The 14,464-nt window shown below is 68.3% G+C and carries 12 protein-coding genes and 1 pseudogene; all 13 read left to right on the plus strand.

All coding sequences use genetic code 11. The features are described 5' to 3' along the window. Positions 1-188: pseudogene (locus tag NK214_RS18990) on the plus strand (electron transfer flavoprotein subunit beta); the annotation flags it as partial. Positions 189-214: 26 nt separating this feature from the next. Then, positions 215-1,501: an aromatic ring-hydroxylating dioxygenase subunit alpha gene (locus NK214_RS18995; RefSeq protein WP_253315228.1), complete on the plus strand. Its 1,287-nt coding sequence runs from the start codon at positions 215-217 to the stop codon at positions 1,499-1,501. Continuing rightward, positions 1,494-2,609 carry an FAD-binding oxidoreductase gene (locus NK214_RS19000; RefSeq protein ID WP_107799493.1) on the plus strand — a complete coding sequence of 372 codons (1,116 nt, stop codon included), beginning with the start codon at positions 1,494-1,496 and terminating at the stop codon, positions 2,607-2,609. Before NK214_RS18995 ends, NK214_RS19000 begins: the two co-directional genes overlap by 8 nt. 443 nt (positions 2,610-3,052) lie before the next feature. Next, complete coding sequence (locus NK214_RS19005; protein WP_107799492.1) at positions 3,053-4,099, plus strand: glycine betaine/L-proline ABC transporter ATP-binding protein; 1,047 nt, start codon at positions 3,053-3,055, stop codon at positions 4,097-4,099. Positions 4,100-4,179: 80 nt separating this feature from the next. Next, positions 4,180-5,043, plus strand: a complete 864-nt coding sequence (locus tag NK214_RS19010; protein ID WP_253315229.1) for a proline/glycine betaine ABC transporter permease — start codon at positions 4,180-4,182, stop codon at positions 5,041-5,043. Positions 5,044-5,161: 118 nt separating this feature from the next. Continuing rightward, positions 5,162-6,148, plus strand: coding sequence for a GlxA family transcriptional regulator (locus tag NK214_RS19015; RefSeq protein ID WP_107799490.1), 987 nt, complete (start codon positions 5,162-5,164; stop codon positions 6,146-6,148). Between the two features lie 135 nt (positions 6,149-6,283). Next, positions 6,284-7,222, plus strand: a complete 939-nt coding sequence (locus NK214_RS19020; protein ID WP_227103767.1) for a choline ABC transporter substrate-binding protein — start codon at positions 6,284-6,286, stop codon at positions 7,220-7,222. A 131-nt stretch (positions 7,223-7,353) separates the two neighbouring features. Beyond that, a complete protein-coding gene (fdhA, locus tag NK214_RS19025) occupies positions 7,354-8,547 on the plus strand; it encodes a formaldehyde dehydrogenase, glutathione-independent (RefSeq protein ID WP_253315230.1) in 1,194 nt (397 codons plus the stop codon). Next, complete coding sequence (locus NK214_RS19030) at positions 8,531-9,190, plus strand: hypothetical protein (RefSeq protein WP_253315231.1); 660 nt, start codon at positions 8,531-8,533, stop codon at positions 9,188-9,190. The genes fdhA and NK214_RS19030 overlap by 17 nt, the downstream gene beginning before the upstream one ends. A 38-nt stretch (positions 9,191-9,228) precedes the next feature. Beyond that, entirely contained in the window at positions 9,229-9,714 is a 486-nt protein-coding gene (locus NK214_RS19035) for a formate dehydrogenase subunit gamma (RefSeq protein ID WP_227103761.1), read from the plus strand. Next, complete coding sequence (locus tag NK214_RS19040; protein ID WP_253315232.1) at positions 9,708-11,276, plus strand: NADH-ubiquinone oxidoreductase-F iron-sulfur binding region domain-containing protein; 1,569 nt, start codon at positions 9,708-9,710, stop codon at positions 11,274-11,276. Before NK214_RS19035 ends, NK214_RS19040 begins: the two co-directional genes overlap by 7 nt. Next, the gene (gene fdhF, locus NK214_RS19045) at positions 11,273-14,146 is read left to right on the plus strand and encodes a formate dehydrogenase subunit alpha (protein ID WP_253315233.1); all 2,874 of its coding nucleotides are present in this window, start codon (positions 11,273-11,275) and stop codon (positions 14,144-14,146) included. Before NK214_RS19040 ends, fdhF begins: the two co-directional genes overlap by 4 nt. Next, positions 14,143-14,379 (plus strand): formate dehydrogenase subunit delta, encoded by a 237-nt coding sequence (locus NK214_RS19050; protein WP_227103754.1) that lies wholly within the window; start codon positions 14,143-14,145, stop codon positions 14,377-14,379. The genes fdhF and NK214_RS19050 overlap by 4 nt, the downstream gene beginning before the upstream one ends. The last annotated feature ends 85 nt before the right edge of the window (positions 14,380-14,464 follow it).

Genomic DNA, 14,464 nt, shown 5'->3' on the forward strand with positions numbered 1-14,464 from the left:
GGCTGGAGCCGGCGCGGCGCGCCCGGGCGCTGGCGGCGCAGCGCAGCAGCGGCCTGGAGCGCCTGCTGGGGGCGATTGCCGGCGACGACGCGGCCGCCGGGGGGCGCGTCGTAAAACAGGGAGATTCCGTCGAGAAAGCGCAAGTGGTGCTGGATTACCTGCGTCAACATCGGCTCGTCGATTTTTGAGCCGCCCGCCATCAAAGGAGCGAGACATGTCCCACAGCGTCATTCCCTTCCCGGCAGCGACGACGGCCCCGCTGCGCGAACTGCTGGCCCGCCGCCGTCCCGGCCACAGCCTGGAAGCGCCGTTCTACCGCTCGCCGCAGGTGTTCGAGGCTGATCTCGAATACATCTTCCGCCGCCACTGGATCTATGTCGGCGTCAGCGCGGAAATACCCGAACCGGGCGACTACCTGACCGTGGAGCTGGGACGCGATCCCATCCTGATCCTGCGCGACGACGACATGGCCATACGCGCCTTTCACAATGTCTGCCGCCACCGCGGCTCGCGGCTGTGCGCCGAGCGTCAGGGCTCGGTGGGCAATCTGGTCTGCCCCTACCATCAATGGACTTATGATCTGTCCGGCCGGCTGATCTTCGCCGATCACATGGCGGACGGCTTCGACCCCTCGCATCACAGCCTCAAGCCGGTGGCGCTGAAAAATCTGGAAGGGCTGCTGTTCATCTGCCTGGCCGAGCGGCCGCCGGAGGACATCGACGAGATGATGGCGCGGATGGCGCCCTATATCGCGCCGCACCGCATCGACGATTGCAAGGTGGCGGCCCAGGTGGACATCGTCGAGGCGGGCAACTGGAAGCTGACCATGGAGAACAACCGCGAGTGCTATCACTGCACCGCCAACCATCCGGAGCTGACCGTCTCGCTGTACGCCTACAGCTACGGCTTCGCGCCCCGGGCCGAGCAGACCTCCGGGCTGGCCGAGTACCAGCGCGTCGTCGCCGAGCACCACGCGCGCTGGGAGGCCGGCGGTTTGCCCTCGGCGGAGATTGAGCGTCTGTCCGAAGTGTCCGGCTTCCGCGCGATGCGCATGCCGCTGGACCGCAAGGGCCAGTCCCAGACCGTGGACACCGGCGCGGCCTGTCGCAAGCTGCTGGGCGATCTGCGCGACCCGGCGTCCGGCGGCCTGTCGTTCTGGACCCAGCCCAACTCCTGGCACCATTTCATGGCCGACCACATCGTCACCTTCACCGCCTTGCCGCTGTCGGCGGAAAGCACGCTGGTGCGCACCACCTGGCTGGTGCGCAAGGACGCGGAGGAGGGCGTGGACTACGAGGTGGACAACCTCACCCGGGTATGGAAAGCCACCAATCAGCAGGACCGCCGGCTGGTGGAGGAGTCGCAGCGCGGCATCAACGGCTCCGCCTATCGGCCCGGTCCTTATTCGCCCTACACTGAGGCCTTGGTGGAGAAATTCACCCACTGGTACGCGCAGCGGCTGGGCGACGGCCTGGAGCGGGAACGGCGTGACCATGAATAGCGCGCCGCCGGCCAGCCCATTGGATGATCTCCCGTCAGCCGCCGACCTGCCGCTGTGGCGGGCCGGCGAGGACAGCCTGCTCGTCTGCGTTCAGGCGCGGGAGGAAACCCACGATGTCAAAACCTTCGTGTTCCGCGCCGAGCCGCCGCGCCGCTTCCCTTATCTGCCCGGCCAGTTCATCACGCTGGAGCTGGACATCGACGGCGCCGCGGTCAACCGCTGCTACACGCTGTCGTCCACGCCCACCCGGCCGGACCGGGTGTCCATCACCGTCAAGCGCATTCCCGGCGGCGTCGTTTCCTCTTGGCTGCACGAGCATCTGCGCCCGGAAATGGCGCTGCGGGTGTTGGGGCCGGCCGGCGAGTTCAGCTATGCGCGCCACGCCGCTTCGCCCTATCTCTTTCTGTCCGCCGGCAGCGGCATCACCCCGCTGATGTCGATGACCCGGGCGCTGACCGATCTGGCCTCAGGCGCCGACATCCTGTTCGTGCACAGCGCGCGCTCGCCGCGCGACATCGTGTTTCGCAAGGAATTGAGCCTGCTGGCCAGCATCCACCCCACTTTCAGCCAGGCGGTGATTTGCGAAAACCGGGCGGGAGAGCCGGATTGGGCCGGCCTGATCGGCCGGCTGGACCGGACGCTGATCGAGCGCATGGCGCCGGATCTGCACGCGCGCCAGGTGTTCTGCTGCGGCCCCGCGCCCTATATGGCCGCAGTGCGCGAGCTGCTGCGCCAGTGCGGTTTCGACATGAGCCGCTATCACGAGGAAAGCTTCAATTTCGCCGAACTCAGCGCGGCGCCGCCGGACGAGGCGGTGCGGACGCCGCCGCCCGGCGTCGAGGGCCGCGGCTTCAATGTGCGCTTCGCCAAAACGGGGGACGATTTATCGGTGGCGCCGGGGCAGACGGTGCTGGCGGCGGCGCTGGCCAAGGGCATGCGCCTGCCGGCCTCCTGCACCCGCGGCGTGTGCGGCAGCTGCAAGAGCCGTCTGCTGGAAGGCCGGGTGGACATGCGGCACCAGGGCGGCATCCGGCCGCGCGAAGTGGAGCAGGGTTATTTCCTGCCTTGCTGCAGCCTGCCCTTGAGCGATCTGGTGGTGGATCGCTGAGCGCCTGTCCAAATTCTTGCGAGCCAGGCTGAAGCAAGGCGGAAACGAGCGAAAAAGTGGCATGTACAAGCGGCATTGCGCGTTTTGAGCGGGTACTCACCGTACAACGCTTCACGAAGCGCAGCCGTCTTTGACCGCTTCCGCGCGCGCGTCCGTCGCCTCCCCGTCCTTCACGCCTGTCCGGCCGCGGCCGGCGTTTTTGTTTTTGCCGCCGGCGGCGGATTGCGGTTTTTTTACGACACCGGCCGGCCGGGCCGGAGACGAAAGCCGGCGCTGGATTTGGCGGCCAGGCCTATGCCGGCCGGTTTTGCGCGCGGATGTCGGATTTGGACGGCTTGTTGTCGGAATACCCTTACTTGGCCCAGCCCTTCCTTCCTATCTTGAACCTTGATTTACATTAAACATTCTTCGAATTGTCAGCGGCCGCGCCGAAGGGAGCCGGGATGCAAACGATCAAGGTCGAGGTCAGAAACCTCCACAAGGTGTTCGGCGGCAAGCCGGCGGAAGTGATGTCCTTGCTGCGGGCCGGCGAGAGCAAGGACGAAGTGTTTCGGCGCACCGGGGCGGTGGTGGGCGTCAACGACGTGTCGTTCTCGGTGCGCGCCGGCGAAATCTTCGTGCTGATGGGCCTGTCCGGCTCCGGCAAATCCACGCTGATCCGGCTGATCAACCGCTTGCTGGAGCCCAGCGCCGGCCAGATCCTGCTGGACGGCCAGGACCTGACCCGGCTGTCGCCCAGGCAATTGGTGGCCTTGCGCCGCCGCGACATGAGCATGGTGTTCCAGAGCTTCGCGCTGATGCCGCACCGCACGGTGCTGGACAACGCCGCCTTCGGCCTGGAAGTGGCCGGCCTCGGGCGCAAGGCCCGCGAGGCGCGGGCGCGGGAAGTGCTGGAGCAAGTGGGGCTGGCCGCCTTCGCCGGCAAGTACCCGCATCAGCTCTCCGGCGGCATGCAGCAGCGGGTGGGCCTGGTGCGCGCGCTGGCGGTCAATCCCTCGCTGATGCTGATGGACGAGGCCTTCTCGGCGCTGGACCCGCTCAAGCGCGCCGAGCTGCAGGACTTGCTGCTGCAATTGCAGCGCGAGCAGCGCCGCACCATCGTCTTCGTCTCCCATGATCTGGAAGAGGCGCTGCGCATCGGCAGCCGCATCGCCATCATGGAGGGCGGCCGGCTGGTGCAGGTGGGCAGCCCGCGCGAAATCATCGAATGCCCGGCCGACGACTATGTGCGCAACTTCTTCAAGAGCGTGGACACCTCGCGCTATCTGCAGGCCAAGGATCTGATCGAAGCCGCGCCGCCGCCGCGCGCGACGGCCGCTCCGCACGTGGAGCCGTCCTGTAGCCTGTCCGATGTGCTGTTGCGGCTCCAGGGGCAGGCCGAACCGCTGCAGGTGCGCGACGACGACGGCCGCTGCCTGGGCGTGATCACCCCCAGCAGCGTGCTCAACAAGCTGTCCCAGCACCGCCCTAGCGCGGCCGCCCACCACTGAACCCCAACGGGCGTCGCCGGCGCGGGGGCGTGTGGCTCTCGCCGTCCTGAGCGCGTCCGGCGAGACGAGGAGCACGCCGCATGGCCGACACCAGTCCCCAGTCCCCGCTGCCGATAGGCAGCTGGGTCAACCAGATCATCCACTTTCTGCTGGAAAACAACGCCGGCGCCTTCGACGCCGTCGGCGGCGGCATCGACTGGTTCGCCACCCAGGTGGAGGCCTTGCTGCAGGGCGTGCCGCCATGGGCGCTGGCCGGCGTGTTCGCCGGCGTCGGCCTGTGGCGGCTGGGCTGGAAGTTCGCCGTCTTCGTCTGCGCGGCGCTGGGCTTGATCTGGGCCACCGGCTTCTGGAGCCAGACCGTCGCCACGCTGGCGCTGACCCTGTCCGCCACCTGCGTCAGCCTGATGCTGGGGGTGCCGCTGGGCATCTGCTGCGCGCGCTGGAGCTGGGTCAACGCCCTGGTCCGGCCGGCGCTGGACTTCATGCAGACCATGCCGGCTTTCGTTTATCTGATTCCCGCGGCAATGTTCTTCGGACTGGGGCGGGTGCCGGGCATCCTGGCCACGGTGGTGTTCGCGGTGCCGCCGGCGGTGCGCTTGACCAATCTGGGCATCCGCCAGGTGAACCGGGAGCAGGTGGAGGCGGGCAACGCCTTCGGCTGCACCTCTTGGCAATTGCTGTTCAAGGTGCAGCTGCCCATCGCGCTGCCGTCCATCATGGCCGGGGTCAATCAGACCATCATGATGGCGCTGTCCATGGTGATCATCGCCTCCATGGTGGGGGCCGGCGGTCTGGGCAACGATGTCCTGGCCAGCATACAGCGGCTGGACGTCGGCCTCGGTTTCGAGAGCGGGCTGGCGGTGGTGCTGCTGGCCATCATCCTGGACCGGATCACCGAAAGCTTCGGACGCGCGCCGGAAGCGGGCGCCGCGGCCGACGGCTGAGGATGAAACAGGAGGAAACCAGGGACGAAACAATACCTGCGCAACGGTTTTCAAGGCCGGCTGCGAACCGCTTCGGAGCAGAACAACAATTCTTGCAACGCACACATTGGAGGTCGTGATGGGACCGCAACAGATCGCCTCGTTGTCGCATATCGCCTTTTTGCTGCTGGACCGGTTTTCAATGATCGCGTTCTCCAACGCGGTGGAGCCGTTGCGCATGGCCAACTACCTGTCGCGCAAGAAGCTGTACCGCTGGAGCCTGCTGTCGGCGGACGGCGAGCCGGTCAGCGCCAGCAACGGCCTGAGCTTGTCGCCGATCTCCGCGCCGGGCCCTCCGCAACAGTACGACATGCTCATCGTCTGCGGCGGCTGCCAGGTGCGCGAGGCGGCCACCGACAAGGTGCAGGCGCTGATCCGCCGCTTCGCCGCCCAGGGCGTGCCGCTGGGATCGATCTGCACCGGCACCTTCGCGCTGGCCCGGGCCGGGGTGCTGAACGGCTACCGCTGCGCCATCCATTGGGAAAACCTGCTGTCCATCAGCGAGGAATTCCCCCGGACCCGGTTCACCTCGGACCTGTTTGTGCTGGACCGGGACCGCTTCACCTGTAGCGGCGGCACCGCGCCGCTGGATTTCATGTGCCATCTGATCCGCCACAAGGGCGGCAAGAGCCTGGCGGCCGACGTCTCGGTTCAATTCATCGTGGACCGGCTGCGCGACGACGGCGACCGCCAGCACATCCCGCTGCTGGCGCGCATCGGCACCGGGCACGAGGCCTTGCTGGACGCCGCCTTATCGATGGAGAGCAATATCGAGAACCCGCGCTCGCTGGAACATCTGGCGGCGGAGCTGGGCGTGTCGCTGCGCCATCTGGAGCGCTTGTTCAAGCGTTATCTGAGCACCACGCCGGCGCAATACTATCTGGACCTGCGCCTGCGCCGGGCGCGTGAACTGCTGCTGCAAACCAATATGAGTGTGATGGAAGTCACCGTGGCCTGCGGCTTCCTGTCCTCCTCGCATTTTTCCAAGTCCTACCGCGGGCTGTTCGGCTACCCGCCCAGCCGCGAGCGGCAGCAATACCTGGTGGCGGCCGGGGCCATCGCCTGAACGCCTGTTCAAGGCCGGCCGCGCCTTGTCTCGTTCCGGCTCGCGAGACCTTGAACGGGTGCTGGAAACCTAATTGGCGGCGCGGCAGCGGCCGCCGGGCGGACTTTCGCCATCATCGCTGCCCGGGAGGAAGGGATGAATCGATTCAAAGCAATGTCCGCGGCGCTGCTGCTGGCCATCGCCGGCAGCGCGGCGGCACGGGAGCCGGCCGCCTGCCGCAATGTGCGTTTCGCCGATGTCGGCTGGACCGACATCGCGGCCACCACCGGCATGGCCAGCGTGGTGTTGGAGGCGCTGGGCTACCGCCCCAGCGTGACCATGGCCTCGGTGCCCATCGCCTTCTCCGGGCTCAAGAGCCGGCAGATCGACGTGTTCCTCGGGTATTGGAGCCCGTCGATGACGCCGTTGATCGAACCCTATCTGAAAGCGGGCCAGATCAAGGTGCTGACCGAGCCCAATCTGAGCGGGGCCAAGTACACGCTGGCGGTGCCGGACTACGTGGCCGCCGCCGGCCTGCGGGATTTCAAGGACATCGCCCGTTTCAAGGCGCAGCTGGACGGCAAGATCTACGGCATCGAAGCCGGCAACGACGGCAACCGCCTGATCGAGGACATGATCCGCAAGCAACAGTACGGCTTGGGCGGCTTCAAGCTGGTGGAGTCCAGCGAGGCCGGCATGCTGGCCGAACTGGAACGCGCCGAGCGGCGGAAGAAATGGATGGTGTTCCTGGCCTGGGAGCCGCACCCGATGAACGTCAGGCACAAGCTGCGCTATCTGTCCGGCGGCGACGCGGTGTTCGGCCCCAACTTCGGCGCGGCCAGGGTCTTCACCGCGCTGCCGCCGGATTACGAAGCGCGTTGCGCCAATGTCGGCCGCTTGCTGCGCAATCTGCGCTTCAGCACCGATATGGAAAACCGGGTGATGGGGCCGATCATGGACAAGATCAGGCCGGAGGTGGCGGCGCGGGAGTATTTGAAAAAGAACCCGGCGGTGCTGACGAGCTGGCTGGCGGGAGTGGACACCTTCGACGGCCGGCCTGGGCTGAGCGTCGTCGGTCAGGCGCTGGCGCGCTGAGAACCTGTTTACGATCGTGGCGCGTTTGATCGCAAAGGGGTCGCTTTGACTCAAGGCCGGCGTCGCTTTCTTTCCTAGCATCGGGAGCTGATGTCGCCGGTATCCGCCGGCGCGGCAGCGAGGAGACGATGATGACAGGCAATCGCGGAGTGGTGTACCTGGCGCCGGGCCAGGTGGAAGTGCGTTCCATACCCTTTCCGGAACTGGCGTCCCCGGCCGGGCGCAAGCTCGGCCACGGCGTCATTCTCAAGGTGCTGAGCACCAATATCTGCGGCTCGGACCAGCATATGGTGCGCGGCCGCACCACGGCCCCGGCCGGTCTGGTGCTGGGGCATGAAATCACCGGCGAGGTGATAGAGACGGGCGGCGATGTGGAAACGCTGCGCATCGGCGATCTGGTGTCGGTGCCGTTCAATGTGGCGTGCGGACGCTGCCGCTGCTGCAAGGAGCAGGATACCGGCGTGTGCCTGTCGGTGAACCCGGCGCGGGCCGGCGGCGCTTACGGCTATGTCGACATGGGCGGCTGGGTGGGCGGCCAGGCGGAATACGTGATGGTGCCTTACGCCGACTTCAACCTGCTGAAATTTCCGGACCGGGATCAGGCGCTGGCCAAGATCCGAGACCTGACCTGCTTGTCCGACATCCTGCCCACCGGCTATCACGGCGCGGTGTCGGCCGGCGTGGGGCCGGGCAGCACGGTCTACGTGGCCGGCGCGGGCCCGGTGGGTTTGGCGGCGGCGGCTTCCGCGCGCCTGCTGGGCGCGGCGGTGGTCATCGTCGGCGACGTCAATCCGGCGCGGCTGGCCCATGCCCGCGCCGTCGGCTTTGAAACCGCGGATCTGTCGCTGGACGCGACGCTGGGCGAGCAGATCGCCGCCATCCTGGGCGTGCCGGAGGTGGATTGCGCGATCGACGCCGTCGGTTTCGAGGCGCGCGGCCACGGCCACGCCGCCTCGCGGCAGGAGGCGCCGGCCACCGTGCTCAACGCCTTGATGGAAGTGACGCGCGAGGCCGGGCGCATCGGCATTCCCGGGCTCTACGTGACCGACGACCCCGGCGCGGTGGACGCGGCGGCCAAGCAGGGCAGCCTGTCGGTGCGCTTTGGCCTGGGCTGGGCCAAGTCGCACAGCTTCTTCACCGGCCAGACTCCGGTGATGAAGTACAACCGCGCGCTGATGCAGGCGATTCTGTGGGACCGCATTCCCATCGCCGAAGTGGTGGGCGTGGAGATCATCAGCCTGGACAACGCGCCCAGGGGCTACGCCGAGTTCGACGGCGGCGCGCCGAAGAAATTCGTCATCGATCCGCATGGGCAGTTGCGCTAGCCTGCTCTGTTGGCTGGGCATGGGCGGCCTGGTCCTGGACGCGCAGGCTTGGGATGTGTCCGCGACCAGCCCGCTGCCCGGCGGCATCGCGCCGGGGCAGCGCATGGTGGCGCCCAGGGCGAGCCTGGGTCCCGGGCTGCCGTCAACGTCCTTGACGAGCGACGTCTCTCCGCTGGAGGACGAAGCCGCGCTGCTCTCCGGCGCCTGCCGGAACCGCCACTTGAACCCCGAGGCGGTTCGGGCGCATGCTAAATCCCGGCTCAGCGACATCAGCGCCAGCGAGTTGAGCGCTTACCGCCTCGAAGGCATCGTGCCGCAGGGGCCGAACCGGCGCGGGCCCTGGAGCAGCTTCGACTGGGTGTTCACCCGGCCCGACGGCGTGTTGCTGGTGTTGAGCGAATGGGATTTCGTCGCCGACGGTGGCGGCGTGCTGGCGCTGCGGGAAGACATGAATATGAGCGTGCGGGGCCATCCGGCCCGTTTTCAGCTCAGGAGCACGCCCTCCGGCAAGCCGGTGTCCGAGCTGAGCTGGGCCAGCCGGCAAAAGCTTTACAGCCTCAAAGTATGGGACGAGGTCGGCCCCGATGCGCGGCAAACCTATAATTCGGCTTGGCTGCTGCGTTTGGCCGAGCAGATCAGGTAAGCGAAGCGGGGGCCTGCTTGCACTCACTGGGAATCGCCATGTCCTTGACCGCGGAACAACAGGCGCGCATCGCCGCGCTGGTATCGGATCATCAAACGCAGCCGGGCGGTTTGCTGCCCTTGCTGCACGCCGTGCAGGACGAGTTGGGCCATGTGCCGGACGCCGCGACGCCGGACATCGCCCGCGCCTTCCGCCTGAGCCGCGCCGAAGTGCGCGGCGTGCTCAGCTTCTACCACGATTTCCGCGATGAGCCGCCGGCGCGCCATGAGCTGCGGCTATGCCGGGCGGAGGCCTGTCAGAGCATGGGTTCGGAGGCGCTGGCGCAAAGGCTGCGGGCGCGCACCGGCCTGGACGACGCCGGCCGCAGCGCCGACGGTGGCCTGGAACTGCGGCCGGTGTACTGTCTGGGCGCCTGCGCCTGCGCGCCGGCCTTGCTGCTGGACGGCGAATTGCACGCGCGGATCGACGCCGCCGCGTTGGACGCCTTGCTGGCCGGCTGTCTGGAGGAGGGAGGCGCATGCTGACCTTCCATCTACCCTGTGATTCCGCGGCGCGGGCGTTGGGCGCGGACCGGGCCGCGCGGGCGCTGGCCGAGGCGGCGGCGCGGCGCGGCCTGGAAGTGGACATCCGGCGCAATAGTTCGCGCGGCCTGTACTGGTTGGAGCCCTTGCTGGAAATGGACACGCCGCAAGGCCGCGTCGGCTTCGGGCCCTTGACGGCGGCGCAGGCGGACAGCGTGCTGAGCGCCGTGCTGGAGGCGGACGGCCAGCATCCGCTGGCGCTGGGTTTGCTGGAGCGCCTGCCCTATCTGGCCGGCCAGCAGCGGCTGTTGTTCGCGCGCGCCGGGCTGACCCGTCCCTTGTCGCTGGACGATTATCTGGACCACGGCGGCTATCGCGGCCTGGCCCACGCGCTGGAACTGGGCGGCGAGGGCACGCTGGACTGCGTGCTGGAATCCGGCCTGCGCGGCCGTGGCGGCGCGGCCTTTCCCGCCGGTATCAAATGGCGCACGGTGCGCGAGGCGGCGGCGGACGGCAAATACGTGGTGTGCAACGCCGACGAGGGCGATTCCGGCAGTTTCGCCGACCGCATGCTGATGGAGGGCGATCCCTTTTTGTTGATCGAGGGCATGACTATCGCGGCGCTGGCGGTGGGGGCGACCCGCGGCTACCTCTATGTCCGCTCCGAATACGCCGCTGCGGCGGAGACGCTGCGGCGGGCGTTGGAGATCGCCCGCCGGCGCGGCTATTTGGGGCCCGATCTGCAAGGCAGCGGCCGCGAGCTGGAACTGGAGCTGCGCCTGGGCGCGGGCGCGTATATCTGCGGCGAAGAAACGGCCATGCTGGAATCGCTGGAGGGCCGGCGCGGCGAAGTCCGGGCCAAGCCGCCGCTGCCCGCGCTCAGCGGCCTGTTCGGCCGTCCCACCCTGGTGCACAACGTGTTGACCCTGGCCTCGGTGCCCACCATCCTGGCCCGCGGCGCGCCGTATTACCGCGATTTCGGGGTGGGCCGCTCGCGCGGCACCATGGCGTTCCAGCTGGCCGGCAATGTGCGGCGCGGCGGCCTGGTGGAGCGCGGCTTCGGCCTGAGCCTGCGCGAGTTGATCGAGGACTACGGCGGCGGCTGCGCCAGCAGCCGGCCGGTCAAGGCGGCGCAGGTGGGCGGGCCGCTGGGCGCCTGGCTGAGCCCGGCGCAGTTCGACACCGCGCTGGACTACGAGGCTTTCGCCGCCGTCGGCGCCATGCTCGGCCACGGCGGCGTGGTGGTGTGCGACGACAGCGTCGACATGGCGCGGATGGCGCGTTTCGCCATGCGGTTTTGCGCCGAGGAGTCTTGCGGCAAGTGCACGCCCTGTCGCATCGGCTCCACCCGCGGCGTGGAGGTGATGGACCGGCTGCTGGCGGCCGGCGACGCCGCGGAGCGGCGCCGGCATTGGACCCTATTGCGGGATTTGTGCGAGACCATGCGGCACGGTTCGCTGTGCGCGCTGGGCGGTTTGACGCCCTTGCCGGTGCTGAGCGCGGCGCGGGGTTTCCCCGCGGATTTCGGCCTGGACCCGGCCATCGTCGAGGAGGACGCGCCATGAACTGCCAGTTTGACCCCAAGTCGGTCCCGACGGCGGACCTGGGCACGCCGGCGCGCGAGGGCGCGCCGGTGAGCCTGAGCATAGACGGCGTCGAGATCACCGTGCCGGCCGGCACCTCGGTGCTACGCGCCGCCGCGCTGCAGGGCGCGCGCCTGCCCAGGCTATGCGCCACCGACAGCCTGGAGCCGTTCGGCTCCTGTCGCATGTGCCTGGTGGAAATAGACGGCCAGCGCGGCTATCCGGCCGCCTGCACCACGCCGGTGAGCGCGGGCATGGCGGTGCGCACGCAGAGCGAGGCCTTGGCCAGGCTGCGGCGCGGCGTGATGGAACTCTATGTGTCCGACCACCCGCTGGATTGCCTGGGCTGCGCCGCCAACGGCAATTGCGAACTGCAGACCGTGGCCGGCCAGGTGGGACTGCGCGAAGTGCGCTACGGTCTGGCCGGGGCCAATCATCTGGCCGATGCCAAGGATGAGTCCAATCCTTATTTCGATTACGACCCGGCCAAGTGCATTGTCTGCAACCGCTGCGTGCGCGCTTGCGAGGAAACCCAGGGGACTTTCGCGCTGAGCATCGTCGGCCGCGGTTTCGATTCCCGCGTCCGCGCCGCCGGCGGCGCGGACTTCCTCGGCTCGGAATGCGTGTCCTGCGGCGCCTGCGTGCAAGCCTGTCCCACCGCCACGCTGGTGGAGAAAAGCGTGGTCGCGCAGGGGCAGCCGGAGCGCAGCGTGGCGACCACCTGCGCTTATTGCGGCGTGGGCTGCGGTTTCCGCGCCGAACTCAAGGGCGAGCGCGTGGTGAGGATGACGCCGGACCGGGACGGCCGCGCCAATCACGGCCATTCCTGCGTCAAGGGCCGCTTCGCCTGGGGCTACGCCACCCATCCGGACCGCATCGTCAAACCCATGCTGCGCGCCGGCATCCACGAGCCCTGGCGGGAGGTGAGCTGGGAACAGGCGCTGGAGCATGTGGCCGGCGAGTTCCGCCGCCTGCAGACGCGCTACGGCCGCGACGCCGTCGGCGGCATCAGCTCCAGCCGCTGCACCAATGAGGAAACCTATCTGGTGCAGAAGCTGGTGCGCGCCGCCTTCGGCAACAACAATATCGACACCTGCGCCCGCGTCTGCCACTCGCCCACCGGCTACGGCCTCAAGCAGACTCTGGGCGAATCCGCCGGCACCCAGGATTTCGATTCGGTGCTGAGCGCCGACGTGATCCTGGTGATAGGCGCCAATCCCAGCGACGCCCACCCGGTGTTCGGCTCGCTGCTGCGGCGACGGCTGCGCGAGGGCGCGCGGCTGATCGTCATCGACCCGCGCCGCATCGATCTGGCCGATTCGCCGCACGCGGCGCCGGCGCTGCATCTGGCCTTGCGGCCCGGCAGCAATGTGGCCGTGCTCAACGCGCTGGCCCATGTGCTGGTGAGCGAAAACCTGCTGGATCAAGACTTCATCGCCCAGCGCTGCGAGACCGAGGCCTTCCGGCTCTGGCGCGACTTCGCGGCAGAAGCGGACAATGCGCCGGAGCGCGTCGCCGAGGCCAGCGGGGTGCCGGCGGCGCTGATCCGCGAGGCGGCGCGGCTGTACGCGGGCGGCGGCAACGCCGCCATCTACTACGGCCTGGGCGTCACCGAACACAGCCAGGGCAGCACCGCGGTGATGGCCATCGCCAATCTGGCCATGGCCACCGGCAATCTTGGCCGCGCCGGCGTCGGCGTCAACCCGCTGCGCGGCCAGAACAATGTGCAGGGCTCCTGTGACATGGGCTCTTTCCCGCATGAACTGCCCGGCTACCGCCATGTGTCCGACGACGCGGTGCGCGCGCGCTTCGAGGCGGACTGGGGCGTGGACTTGCAGCCGGAGCCGGGGCTGCGGATTCCCAATATGCTGGACGCGGCGCTGGACGGCGGTTTCAAGGGCCTGTACTGCCAGGGCGAGGACATCGCGCAGAGCGACCCCAACACCCAGCACGTGGCCGCCGCGCTGACGGCGATGGAGTGCGTGGTGGTGCAGGACCTGTTTTTGAACGAAACCGCCAAATACGCCCATGTGTTTCTGCCCGGCAGCTCCTTCCTGGAAAAGGACGGCACCTTCACCAATGCCGAGCGGCGCATCTCGCGGGTGCGCCGGGCGATGCGCCCGCTGGCCGGCATGGCGGACTGGGAGGTGACCGCGGCGCTGGCGGCGGCGCTGGGCTATCCGATGGCTTATGCGCACCCTTCGGAAATCATGGACGAGATCGCGCGGCTGACGCCCAGCTTCGCCGGGGTCAGCTACGCCAAGCTGGACCGGCTGGGCAGCCTGCAATGGCCGTGCAACGAGGCGGCGCCCGAGGGCACGCCGGTGATGCACGTCGACCGTTTCTCCCGCGGCCTGGGGCGCTTCGTCGTCACCCGCTACGTGGCGACTTCGGAGCGGGCGGGCAAGCGCTTCCCGCTGTTGCTGACCACCGGGCGGATTCTCAGTCAGTACAATGTCGGCGCGCAGACCCGGCGCACCGAAAACCGGCTTTGGCACGCCGAGGACAGGCTGGAAATCCATCCGGTCGACGCCGAGACGAGGGGCGTCGTCGACGGCGACTGGGTGGCGGTGCACAGCCGCGCCGGCGACACCGCCCTGCGCGCCAAGGTGACCGAACGGGTGGCGCCGGGCGTGGTGTACACCACCTTCCACCACCCGGAGTCCGGCGCCAATGTGGTGACCACCGACAACTCGGATTGGGCCACCAACTGTCCGGAGTACAAGGTCACCGCGGTGGAGGTGAGGAAGACCGCGCGGCCATCGGAGTGGCAGCGCCGTTTCCACGGCTTTGGCGACGAGCAGCAAAGACTGCTGGCCGCCGGGCGGCGGACGGGGAGCCAGACGGAATGAGGCCGGAGCCGCTGGTGAAGATGGTCAACGAGATCGCGCGCTTCTTCGAGGACGCGCAGGGGGAGGACGCGGCGGCCGAGGTCGCCCAGCATCTGCGGCGTTTCTGGACGCCGGCGATGCGCGCAGGCCTGCTGACGCATTGGCGGAGCGCCGGCGCGGCAAGCGGGCTGGTCCCGCTGGCGGCGCGGGCCTTGGGCTGTTTGGAGCAGATGTCCGACAAGGCCGCTGGCTAAGAGTCTGTTTACGATCTGCTGCGCTTGGCGAGACGTCTCACGGTGAGTACCGCTTCGAAACGCTGATGTGCCACGAGCGTATTCC

This window comes from Chromobacterium sp. S0633 (assembly GCF_024158805.1).
Lineage (GTDB): Bacteria > Pseudomonadota > Gammaproteobacteria > Burkholderiales > Chromobacteriaceae > Chromobacterium.